Here is a 12,749-nt window from a genome sequence, read left to right as displayed (position 1 = left end):
CTCGGTAATGATCATTCCAAATCTAGCGCAAAAGTATATCTTGACTAGTTCGATTTCAAAAGACGAAGAATATCAAGGCTTACGCATCATTAGAGCGCAAACAAGCCCTGAGCAACTCGCAAGCTTCGAGAAAAGCGCTTACGAATTTCAAAGCCCTACTTCGAACTACATAAAAATTCATGGGACTTTGACCCGAAAAGGGGTCATATCAAAAGAAGCGCCGTGGAGAATTCTAGTTACGGTTCATCCCACCCTTGGCGTTTTTGTTGATATGGTGAGATATGATCCGTCCAATCCGCCACCAGATAACTATGATGCGCTGAAAATGCGCGAGATGCACGAGCGTACACAGAGTGATTTTAAAGGGCAGAAAGCACAAAATAAGATAGATTTCCGTGATTATATTTTGGAGGGTATCCGCGGAGACCGGCCTTTGTACTTGCCTACAATCTCTGGATGGCAATCCTCTTTAGTATTTGAAGAAACAGTTTTCGTAGCTCTGGATGAATCTAATCCGAATTGCCTGTACGGCATTATTTATCTACCAAAATCGCCTCTAATGCAATCCGATGGCCAAACTCAGACGGCAGCATTGTTTTCAGTTGCAAACTCAAAAGATGCGGTAGATTCAGGGGCTCTTGAAACTCTCGTTGTTACGCTTGAAATTGAACTGAATATGGATGAGCGGAAGGCTGGGCAGAGCTTCGCGGATCGAAATGGACGAGGCTCGAAAAAGAACAAAAATCTAGTGATAAGCTTGGATACATCTTCAGCTCTCAGCGAACTGAGAGTTAAAGCTCTTCAAGAGACTATATTTGAATCGCGTTTAGGGACCGGTAGAGATACAAGTACGAGCGAAAAATCTACAAAGTATTTGGTTGACTTGAGTACGATGGAGCAGATGCTGCTGAATGTTGTATCAGAAGGCAAGTTGAAAACTGAGCATTTCAAGCACTTCCATGTTGCGCGCTTCCTGCCATTTGCTAGGGACTTTATAGAGATTCTAGAACATAGTTTCGGCGACGACTGGGTTGACCCCATTCCCGCCAATGCTGATCCGTTCAGAAAGTTGTATGTTCACGGATGGCCGTTTGCACTGAAGGCGCTAGCTATCGCGTATCATCGCTCTCGTATAGACGAAATTGGTCCCCTGCTGGGAGCAATTGGTGCAAAGAATGCGGGCATGACAGTAGAAGAGGCCTACAACGCACAACTCAAGACCTTGAAACAGAACTGGGATAGAAAGCCGATTATCACCGTCGCCGAGTTGAGGTCCAGAATTACTGAAATTGACTGGCTTCGTTACCGAGCCCACTGGGTAGCAATTACCGGCCACAAACAGGACAAAGTCGGTAATCCTCGCCGAGTGAAGCTAAAAAGCAACAACGGTATTGAAGTTGTGGTTTCGCAAGCCCAAAACACCGCTTCTGTGATAGGGGTGGTTGCCAACAAAATCTTGTCGCCGACGTGGGATGAGTTGAAGTCGGACGTCAACTTTTGAACCCCTAAGCCTTGATCTGATTTATTTTTGTAGTTCGAGTTCCATCTGGGGTATGCGCTGCCAGCACGGGGCGCTGTTATTAGATTCGATGGCGGGCTCGGCGACGCCCCGCTTAAAGGCGGTGCCGGCAATGGCTCATTCGTGGTCGATAATCTCGGCGATGCGGTCAGTGAAGCGGCAGGCGGGGGTGTCGAGTTGGTGTAGACCAGCCTGGTCGTGGACCGAGTCGAATCTCATCACAAAGGAAAGAGTTGGCTTTTACTTGCGCCAGGCTATATTCGTGGATTTTTCCGACATGCCCAACTGTCGACACAAAGAGGCAATGAACGGTGATGTGGTTTCGTCTTGCTCAGCACGCAGGCCAAATCCCATCCTACGAGCGGCGCGGGCTGGCGCTTGGTGGTGACAAAGCACTGACCGATTCCCCAATGATGGTGTTTGGCTGAAAGTGGCACGGCTCAGTTAGCAGGTACTAATGCGTTGAAAAATCCGTTCACTCTGACGGGCGGCGGTTGTATTCTCTTTGAGGTAATTCAACGCGAACGTTGGAGGCAGCCAAGGAAGTGCTGAAGACATTTCTCTTGTGGTGTCCTATTGCACGGACAAGAGGTGTCATGTTCTGTTTAGTGAAAGATTTTCAAAGTGATGGCTTGGGTAAACTCGTTGACCGTGATGGTTCGATAGGTGTCGTTGAGTATTTCGATTGTCCGACCAGCGCGATGCGACACCGGGTTCACGTACCTCTATCCTCAATCAAGCAAAAGCGCTTGGGACGAAATACCCGAGTTTTTACGTACGACGAACTAGATGGTCAGTGGCGTATCGGGCGAGTACGCGAGGACGACGGTGAAGGCGTCGAGATCCGCTTGGCTGACAAAGTCGACGTTTATCTTGGCTACGAGCAGGTCTTTGTTCGATGGAAGCGACCGGTCCAAGACCCGGTCAGTTTCCTTGGTAACTTTGTTACCGAAACGCCTCGCTTTGCTGATGCGCGGTCTGGCTTCCTACAGAATTACCTTCATCAACGAGGCGCTGCGTTTGGCATTTCTGCCTTGCTGTCCTCTGCTATCGAATTGGAATCTCACCAGATTGATGTAGTGCGACGCGTTTTGACCGATCACTCCCAGCGTTATCTGCTTGCGGACGAGGTTGGCCTCGGTAAGACGATCGAGGCGGGAGTTATCATCCGCCAAGTTGTGCTCGATGATTTGCGTAAGCATCGAGTCCTCGTGCTAGTCCCGCATGCCTTGGTGACCCAATGGCGGGATGAGTTAATCGTTCGCTTTGGATTGCGCGATTTCATCGATGAATCGGTATTTGTGCTGCCCCAGGAAGATAACGAGGGTTTGCGCGACGTTCTGTCCAACCTATCTTTGCTTGTCATCGACGAAGCGCATCATTTGGCCGACCCTCACGCTGACGATGCAAAGCAAGACTTGTACCGTCTAATTAGCGAAGTGGCGCAGAGTACTGACCGTTTGCTCCTGCTGTCGGCGACGCCGATTTTGCGTAACGAGGAAGGCTTTCTGCGCATGCTTCATCTGCTGGATCCGGTGGTTTACCAACTCGATGATCTAGAGAACTTTCATGCCAAGATCGTCAATCGACAGGCGCTCGCTGAGACGGTCGCTGCCCTAGATCCGAGCAATTTCTTTTTCATGGATGCTGCGCTCGATGATTTGACTGAGAGTATTCCGAACGACCTGCGTTTGGCGCAGTTGACTCGAGCACTGAAGGAGAAGTTGCTCGAGTTGCCCGACGAGGATGACGCGGAATTTTGCATTGCTGTGCGGCACCTGCGAGCTCATATCTCCGAGACTTACCGCCTCAATCGCCGCATCCTGCGCAACCGCCGTAGCCAAGTAGAGGGTTTAACGCCCGACCGCAAAGGAGCGCAAGTCTGGACGGTTAAGGATTCAGCGATGAAGCGTCTCGAATCAGTTGTAGAGGACTGGCGCGTTAGTGCCTCGCTGTCGATCGGCTCAGCGGATGCCGCTGTGGCGCAGGCGCTCGTGGCGTTCTACTGGACCGTGACTTGCGCTATTTTGGAGGATCTAGGTGTCCTTCGCCAACTTTGCGCGGAGCGCCAACGCAGTATAGAGAGCGACGCGTCTAAGTCTTTTATCGGAGAGGAGGTACTCCTCAGGACCGTCATCCGTGCGATTGAGGACGAGGAGTGGATGGAGACCCGCCTCGACCGGTTGTATGTGGGGTTGCGAACGTTGCCGGAGTCGACCAAGGCGGTAGTTTTCTGCGCCAGCGAGAGTGTCGCTGACAAAGTCTTTGCTCACTTAAGGCGCAGCAACCTCGGCCTGATACGACACGATGTTGGCGAGGTTAGTGATGGGGTTAATGAGCATTGTTGGCGAGAATTTCTAACCAATTCCGCGATTCGGGTCATTGTCTGCGACCGCCAGGCAGAAGAGGGCATCAACCTGCAGGGCGGGGATAAGGTCGTGGTGCATTTTGACCTCCCCCTACAGCCAAATCGCATCGAACAGCGCATCGGGCGTGTTGACCGCTATGGCGCCGGCACTTCGGTGCAGTCATACGTATTGCTCGATGAAGACGCGCCGCTCCAAACCGCATGGTTCGGCATTCTCGACCAGGGATGGGGTGTTTTTAACCAGTCCATCTCGAGCCTGCAGTACCTGGTTGAGGCTGAACTAGATGTTTTGACGGGTGCACTGATCCATGGCGGCGTAGAAGCACTTGACGCGTTGCGTGATCGTTTGGCTGGTTCCTCCGGCTTAGTGGCCCGCGAACTCAAACTGATTGATCAGCAAGACGCGCTGGACCAACTGTCGCCGTTGCCTGAAGCGGATCTAGACGACTTGTTCGAAGTAGATGGGGATTGGAGGACCATCCGTGACACGATGATGTATTGGATCGAAGATACGCTTCTGTTCCGCAAGGAAGATGAACCGCGAACTCCTGGTACCCATTCGGTGGACGATCCGTTCCGCTTTCACTACTACCCGCCGGATGGCAACAATCAGTCACCGACACTCATTCCCTCGTCTGGATTCATTAACGATTTTTTGGGCGCTATTGATTTTGAAGCACCAGGCAGTCGTGCTGCCCTACCGAAATCCTATCCATATGCTGTACACCGTCCTACTGCCGTCAGGCGCAGAGTGAGCCCATTGCGTTACGGAACAGCATTTATTGAGGCTGTCATGTCATTTTCGGATTTGGACGACCGTGGCCGTAGTTATGTGATGTGGCGGCAAGTGTTCGACCATTTTTCGCCTTCAGAAATCCGACTTTGTTTCCGCTTCGACTTTGTGGTGGAGGCGTGCTTGGATGATGCCATCGCGGTTCTGACTGCCGATCATGGCCAATCGGGCGAAGCAGCACAGGCTGTACTGGCAAGACGCGGAGACTCCTTATTTAGCCCTGCGGTGGTGCAAGTCTGGGTGGACGAGGACGGAGATGAACTGCCGCAACATTTTATTGAGCGTTTTTTGATTGCTAAGTATGCAAAAAAGGGTGGTAAGGGATACATCGACAAGAATCTTGAGACACCTTACTTACGTGCTTTTCGGAGGGTGGCGCCGGATACTTTTGCCAACTGGGAGGAGCGCTGTGAGCGGATGCGCGACCGCGCGCTGGCTATTGTGATAGCGAGGCCGGAATTGAAGGGGAGGCAGCACCGCGCGCTGGATCGGGCGGTGGCCGAAGACGAGATACGCTACGCCCAGTTGCAAACCCGTATCCAGTCCTTGCAAGGTCGGGAGGCGGAGGCCGAGGCACACCAGCTTATGTTAGAACAGGAGCTTAACCGCGCTCTCCATCGGGGCATATTGTCCCCTTCGATAAAGGTCGACGTCGCCGGCGTGGTCTTCCTCTCTAGCGAACCTGTATCCCTTATCCAACGCTTCATACAGGAAGGCGCATGAGTTTCGGTTTCGATGAGTTACAGACTGTCCTCGGGATTTGGCCAGTAGCCACTGATTGGTCGGAAAAGGCAGATGACAGCTTACTGGAGCGGATTTTCCAGTTGTTGAGTGCAGCGCAAGCCCAGCCTAGCGACATAACATGGCATGCCGACCTGCAACCCTTGTTGCGGCATGTTTTGCTCCGCGCCAGCGACGGCGCGGGCAAGAATATGAGGCTGCGTGTGCCTGCCGATCGGGGGTGGCCCGATCGGGCAAGTTGGGCTGACCATGGGGTGGACGCGATGGAAGCGGGACCCACTGCATATCTGCTAACAGCTCGAGAGTGGCATCCAGAGTGGCTAGGTAGCGGAGAACATGGCGTGTTCGCCGATACCTTTTCCGACAAGAAAGTACGTCGAATGGTGCATTGCGAGGTGGATCCCTTCATTCATGATGGAACCGGCTTTACGAACTATTCGTCCCCGGGTCAACGCGAGGCGGTGCGTGCCGCCTTTCTGATCCCAGAAGGCGATACCCTGATGGTCAATTTACCGACGGGCTCTGGAAAAAGCTTGGTCGGGCAGGCCCCCGCTTTAGTAAATAAAGAGGATGGCCATCTGACCATCTTCGTCGTGCCGACGGTCGCCCTTGCTCTCGACCAGGAGCGCGCTATGCAGCAACTGTTTCGAAGTAATGGTCCTTCCCGCCCCGACTGGCCGCTGGCTTGGTACGGCGGCTTATCGAAAGAAAAGCGTGCCGAGATTCGGCAGCGTCTGCGCAATGGCACCCAGCGAATCCTGTTCACCTCACCAGAAGCGCTCACCACTTCGCTACTACGTGTTGTGTCGGATGCCACCACCGACGGCATGCTGCGGTACTTCGTGATTGATGAAGCTCACCTGGTCACCCAGTGGGGAGACGAGTTCCGTCCTTCCTTTCAGGCCTTGGCAGGTCTGCGCCACAGCCTACTTCGGTTGGCGCCGCGTGGTTTTCGAACCTTGCTAATGAGTGCCACCTTCACGGATGAAACGGTAGAAACATTGGCTAGCCTATTCGGCCCCCCCGAACGGGTACAAATGGTATCGGCGGTGCATCTTCGCCCGGAACCGCAATATTGGTTCTACAAGGCTGCATCGACGTACGAAAAGCAAGAACGCGTACTTGAGGCACTGCGACATGCCCCGCGACCGTTCATTCTTTACGTCACTAAGCGAGAAGAAATCGCGTCTTGGAACACAGTGTTACGTTCTCGCGGAGGCCTGCGCCGCCTAGCCACGTTTGACGGTGGGACGCCCGATCGCGAGCGGCAGCGAATCATTTTGGAGTGGGCAGCCAATCGCCTCGATGGCATTGTCGCCACGTCAGCTTTTGGCGTTGGTCTCGATAAGATTGATGTGCGCACGGTGATCCACGCGACGATTCCGGAAACTCTGGATCGCTTCTATCAAGAAGTGGGGCGCGGTGGCCGTGACGGCAAGTCGTCGGTCAGCCTGTTGGTATTCGACGATACCGACTGGGCTTTGCCGGAGCGACTCGCAAAGCCCAAGATAATTTCCGATGAGCTTGGCTTCAGCCGCTGGAAGGCCATGTACCAGTCACGCCAGCCAACTACTGAAGAGGACTTGTGGGGCATCAATATCGACGCCGTGCGCGAAGGTTTACCGGGGGGAAGCGAACACAACGTTAACTGGAACATGCGAACCCTCATCCTGATGGCGCGTGCTGGCCTAATAACTCTCGAACTAGAGGTCAATCGCGACGAGCAGGATACCGAGCCGGGTGAGGATGCTTCGTCAATGCTAGCGGCAATGGCAAACGTGCGCGTACGAATCCGAAACGACGGCCATCTTATTTCCAAAGTCTGGGAAGACGCGATCAGAGCCTCGCGAAACAAGACGCTAGAGGCGGCTGAGCGGAACTTGCAAATGATGCGGCAACTGCTGCCCCGGTCCAGCGGCCTGGACCAGCAGATCGGTCAAGAAGTCGGTGCCACGCTTACACAGTTGTACCGTATTCGGTCGTTGCGCTGGCCGGTTCAGGTAACACAGGTTTGCGGCGGCTGTCCGGCGGATCGCTTCGACACTGAGGATCGCAGGCACTATGCCGAACCGGTCGTCGTGCCGGTGAGTCGTGTCTTATCGTCGTCGGCCGACGCCTGGCGGAAAAATTTTCCTTGGGTGGACCCCGCTTTTGCCTATGTCTTCTATGACGAGAGTCGACCCAGGGACGGCGTCCGACAAGCCATCCTGCAATTCGCTAGATGGCTGGTGCAGTCATGCGGCGTACGTGAGTTGGCAGCCCACCCTGAATCGCCACTGGTGTGCCTTCCCGAGTGGACCCGGTTATATCAGTTCGCGCGCGACCGGGTACTGCTACATCGGTCGGTTTTGGACTCCAATCTGGAGCCTTACTCCCCGCTGGCCCGTTTGACGGTGCTGGAACCGGACTCCTCCCCTGAACTCATCATGGATACCCAGATGTTGCAGCGGCCCTTCCATGTTGTGCTGCTACCGCTCGGCATGCCGGATCCTGGTAATAGCTTGCGCCGTCTTGCCGACGTCACCCCGAATGCGCTGCATCTGGAAAAACTAATTCAAGTGATAACCCAATGAGCATTCTAAACCGTGAAAACGATGGTCTCCATCCGATACTCCTGACTCTGGCCAGAATGGTCGCCCGAGACAAAGCCATTTCTCGCGATGATCTGATTAATGTCTGCGTCCCGCATTCCGGCATCGATAAGGAAAGCGGCAAAGAAACCGATAACGACAAACGCAAGGACCTGGCATCCCGGGCTCGTGCAACGCTGCTCCGTTGGGTCGCTCTCGGATTGTTCGCTGAAGACCGCGACCAAGTTCGTTTGGATATTGAATTGACACCGAGGGAGTCTGTTGACGCATTTACGGAGCGCCTGCCCGCCATTTGCCGCGGCCTTGCCTTGCGCTTGGAGTACGGGATGCCCTTGTGGCCCGCCAATGGCAGCATTTCGGAAGAGGAGGTTGGGCGCACGGCCGACCTGTGCCGCGGTTTGGCCTGGTGCCTGACTCAGGATATCTACGCGCTACCAAGCACGCATGGTGAAATCGAAAGTTTGATTACAACCCAGGTGCAAACAGGACGATTCATCTTTCTGAACGACACACGTTGGACTGGGCTCCGGTCTTGGGCGAGATTCCTTGGCTTTGCCACTGGGGACGACTCAAGCTTTTTCTTCGACCCGACAGTAGCGGTGCGCTCGGAATTAAAAGAGGTTATTCGAAAAGGCGAAACAGTGCCTGCGGCCGAGTTCGTGTCGCGCTTGGCCGTACGTTTGCCGGTGTTGGATTCTGGCGTCTACCGTCTTGAAGTGGAACAGGTCCTGAGGCCTGAGAGTTGGACAGCACCTGCTACCGGACACTTGTCGACAGCGCTGTCATTCGCTTTGCGGCGTTTGCAGAAGCAGGGAATGATCGGCTTGGTGACTCTGGCTGATGCAGGTTCACGACTAACGCTCGTCGGGCAGGGGGGGCGGACATGGGAAAGCTTTACCCATATCAGCTTGTTGAGGGACGCATCATGAGTTTGCTGAGTTATTGGCCTACTGCTGACGAAATTAATGACTGCATCAAACACGAAGCTGAGGGCGCCCACGATGCCGTCTTGCTAGCTGTCCACAAACCCTCGCCACTAAGTTATAAGCAGATTTCTTCGGGCGTAAAGTTCGAAGCTAGCGAAGAAGATCTATTCAAGTACCTGATCACAAAGGATGTACCCTCCGGAGTCCATGTTGTTCCCATCACCGGGGCATCCGGTGTCGGCAAATCGCACATGGTGCGTATATTAACGGCTCGTCTGCAGAGCACGAATGACGATGACCGATATGTGATCATCCGCATCCCAAAGAGCGCCAGTCTCCGGAGAGTTGTGGAACTGATCCTCGAAAAACTGCCAGGGGAGGAGTACGCGCCAGTCAAGGCAGAGTTTTCTAAGGCGTTCACTGAAGAACTCAACATCGAAACTGCAGTTATCAGGTTCCAAAGAGAGCTAGAGATCGCTTTGGGCGAATTAACGAAAGGGTTAGAGGCTCGTGTTAGGGCTAATCCTCGAGATTCGGCATTGAAAGAGCAATGGGGTCATGCTGCTAATTTACCTAAGTTCATGGGTGATCCAGTACTTGTCGATTATTTTCGCGAGAAAGTATTTCCAAGGTTCGTGCAGCGAGCTATCGCTGGTCAGAATCAGGCTGAGCAGGAGGTATACGTCAAGGACTTTGATGCAGGCGACTTCCAACTGCCAGATGCCATAGACATCAGCAAGGCCGCTTCGTCCACGCACGCTTATTACACTCGGACATTGTTAGTTCGGGAAGGTGAAGGCATGCGTACAGCTACTCGCCTGCTCAACGAGAGCAAGGTTGTCGACCAAGCGATTCGTCAGCTATTCAATCTGCACCAATCCTTGGGTGGTATGACTTTGCAAGAAGTCATCCAGGAGATTCGCCGCCTGTTACTTCAGCAACAGCGCGAACTGGTGATTTTTGTGGAAGACTTCAAGGCACTCACCGGTATCCAGGATATATTGCTAAAGGTGCTCATCCAGGAAGGTGTGCGCAATGGGGTTAGGGAGTTGGCGACGATGCGTTCTGTCATCGCAGTGACAGATGGCTATCTAGATTCCGAGGACACAATCGCAACCCGTGCAAAGCGTGAATGGAAAGTAGAAAGCGAATTATCCAGCGAGCAAGAAGTTTTGCGCCGTACTAAGGCGCTCGTTGCTTCTTACTTGAATGCTGCGCGCTGGGGCTACCGTGAGTTAGTGCATCACTTTGAGATCAAGGGTGGAGCGCATGCTGGGCAGGAAGCCTGGATCGGGCCATATGCCGACCATGACGATACTAGCGATGACCCTGTGTTGGCCGCTTTTGGGAAAGAGGGCGAGATTCCGCTATTCCCATACACAGAGCAAGCCATTGAACAACTCGCGCGGTCTGTGCTCACCCGGAACAATGCCCTGGTCTTTACCCCGCGTTTCATTATTGACAATATTTTGCGTGGCTTGCTTTTGCCAGGCAGGCCGGCATTCGAACGTGGGCAATTTCCGCCACCAGACATCAATGCCCCTGGGACGAATGCGGAGGTCACGCAGTGGCTAGCTTCGCTTCCAGTGTCTGAAGAAGTGCGGGAGCGCTACCGGCGTGTCGTCGCGATCTGGGGCAATGCTCCTCGTACGTCGGAGGAGATCGGCAGCATTCCGAAGGAGGTATTCGATGCCTTCAAGCTGAGTAGGCCGAACATCGAGTTCCGCAGTGCCCTACAACGTAAGCCGAAGATTGATCCGATTCAACCGTCTCTGAATTCACAACCAAAGCCAAAGGACGAGTACCTCACTGAGGCTCTTGAGAGATGGGCGCAAAAGAGTGAGCGTCTACCCCAGCAACCAGTTGCTAACCAAATCCGGAAATCGATTGCGTCCGCTCTCAATGAGCGGATCGATTGGTCAGCCGAGCGTTGCATCAAGTCGCCTATTATGCCCACGGATGTATTCATACCAAACGCCGGGGGGGGAGGTAACAAGGGGGAAAACGCGTTATTGGTGGCAGACGATCACACTGATCCCTCCGGCCAATTGCGAACAGAACTGGCCGCCGTGGTTCGCTTTTACGAATTGAATGACGGGAAGATGTACTACGAAGGGGCTGACGACGACCTGGTTTGGATCGGCAATCTTGTTGACCGACTGATGCCGCAGGCGCTGGCGCTCCTGCGGGCTAAAATACGGCAGAAACTCGGCATGGCAGTACGATTGCTATCCATAAATAGCAGGATTCTCGGTCTTATGGAGCGCTACCGCACCCCAGCCAGTCTCGCTGCATTCTTGTTCGGTGCGCCAAGTATCCCCCAACGTTTGCCTGACGGGGTACCTGCAGAATTCGGCGATTGGCGCGCCTTGCAGGAGCAGGCGTTACGAATACGTCCCGAGTTACTCCAACTCGTTGCCTTCTACTGCGGCAGCTTCCAAGGCGCTGGTAAGACGCCATATGCCATAGACATGGCGAGGGTAACCGACTACTTGCTGCCTGAGAGCGAAGTGACCAATCTGAACTCGCTTGACTTGATCTCTACCGAGCTGAAGCAGGCGCTCGCGGTGATGAGCGAAGCGCGTGTGAAGCTCCTAGTGCGCAGAGTATTGCAGGGAGCGGGTAATATTCGAGCAAAATTAACATCAGAGCTCGGCGAAAACTTCGACAAGCAAGAAATTGCAGTAGAACTCAAGGCGCTCGCAGACCAGTTGAAGGAGTCCGGTGTCTGGAACTTGGATGAAATTGGCATGGGCCACCTGGCCTTCAAGAATTTGTGCGAAGAGTTCCGCAGCGGCGCGCTGCTCGAGGCACTGTCCGTGCTTGTGAATTCCGGAGAAGGGGAAGCGGGGGAGAGCGATGGCCAGTTGGTCAGTCGTATGGGGCGTTTTGACGTCCATCCGCTCATCGTGGCGTCGCGGTTCGTCGAAGCAGCGGGCAAGGTGGTACGCGCTTCCGAGAAGCGCGCTAAGGGATTGGAGGACCAGTTCCAGGACGTGGACCCCCAGGCGCAGGCTAGCGAGATCCAGATCTTGTTCGAAAACCTCATGAGTGAAATGAATGCTCTGGAATTGGAAGGAGCAACCGCATGCTCTTAAACGATGCACGAAATGTCCGCGTGCGTTTGATGCATGCTGAAGCCGCCAGCAGTGGCATTGAGGAAGCTGAGGCGTTGGCGGCAAAGCGGAATGAACTGCAGGATCTGGCCAACCGGATCGTGACCGTGGCACGCCGAAACACCTTGCTTCGGGAGGAGAACGTTCCCCTGTCGCGAATTGAGGCCATCGATAAGGCGAAACAACTGATCAGTCAGATCAATGCCCGCTTTGTCGAGTCACCTAAGGCCACTACCTTGGTGAACAAGCAGCGCTGGAGTAAGTTGATGTCGACGCTAACCGAGTTCAGAGCTTCGGCAGAGGTACAGCAGAAGCAGGACTGGAAAGTCTACTTCAGCAGCAAGTTGTTTGGTGGAGTCCCTCCCGAGCAACGCAAGCAGAGCATTCTGCAGGCACTGCCGGAGAACCAGATATCTTTGGATCGTTATACGCGCCTGTATCAGCGTTTCAATCAATACCGTAATCTCGTGCCTGCTACTGTTGAGGCTTTGCGCGAGGTGCTCGCGTGTTCGAAGGACTTAGCGAACATCCAGTTTGTCGAGAGTGACGACGTGCCAGTTCCGGTTAAGGCGTTCTTTGACGCCACCGCCACTGGGAACGGAGCTAACCTCGACCTGCTGACCCAAGAAGTCATTGAATGGCTGCGCACGAATAACATGTTGGCTAACTATGTAGTGCGGGCACGCTAATTGAAC

At 53.9% G+C, this 12,749-nt stretch carries 6 protein-coding genes; all 6 read left to right on the top strand.

The annotated features are described in order from the left end of the window. Positions 1-7: 7 nt before the first annotated feature. The 6 genes from J0G10_RS17195 (at position 8) to dpdI (ending at position 12,743) form a co-directional block, all read left to right on the top strand. The gene (locus J0G10_RS17195; protein ID WP_220556328.1) at positions 8-1,501 is read left to right on the top strand and encodes a ParB N-terminal domain-containing protein; all 1,494 of its coding nucleotides are present in this window, start codon (positions 8-10) and stop codon (positions 1,499-1,501) included. A 614-nt stretch (positions 1,502-2,115) separates the two neighbouring features. After that, positions 2,116-5,403 (top strand): protein DpdE, encoded by a 3,288-nt coding sequence (dpdE, locus tag J0G10_RS17190; RefSeq protein WP_220556327.1) that lies wholly within the window; start codon positions 2,116-2,118, stop codon positions 5,401-5,403. Then, positions 5,400-7,994, top strand: coding sequence for a protein DpdF (gene dpdF / locus J0G10_RS17185; RefSeq protein WP_220556326.1), 2,595 nt, complete (start codon positions 5,400-5,402; stop codon positions 7,992-7,994). The genes dpdE and dpdF overlap by 4 nt, the downstream gene beginning before the upstream one ends. Further along, positions 7,991-8,941: a protein DpdG gene (gene dpdG, locus J0G10_RS17180; RefSeq protein WP_220556325.1), complete on the top strand. Its 951-nt coding sequence runs from the start codon at positions 7,991-7,993 to the stop codon at positions 8,939-8,941. The genes dpdF and dpdG overlap by 4 nt, the downstream gene beginning before the upstream one ends. Next, positions 8,938-12,036: a protein DpdH gene (gene dpdH / locus J0G10_RS17175; RefSeq protein ID WP_220556324.1), complete on the top strand. Its 3,099-nt coding sequence runs from the start codon at positions 8,938-8,940 to the stop codon at positions 12,034-12,036. The genes dpdG and dpdH overlap by 4 nt, the downstream gene beginning before the upstream one ends. After that, positions 12,027-12,743, top strand: a complete 717-nt coding sequence (dpdI, locus tag J0G10_RS17170; protein ID WP_220556323.1) for a protein DpdI — start codon at positions 12,027-12,029, stop codon at positions 12,741-12,743. The genes dpdH and dpdI overlap by 10 nt, the downstream gene beginning before the upstream one ends. The last annotated feature ends 6 nt before the right edge of the window (positions 12,744-12,749 follow it).

The sequence above is a fragment of the Pseudomonas germanica genome, assembly GCF_019614655.1.
Lineage (GTDB): Bacteria > Pseudomonadota > Gammaproteobacteria > Pseudomonadales > Pseudomonadaceae > Aquipseudomonas > Aquipseudomonas neuropathica.
Note: the sequence above shows the minus strand (reverse complement) of the source record. Positions and strands in the feature narration are given on the sequence as shown.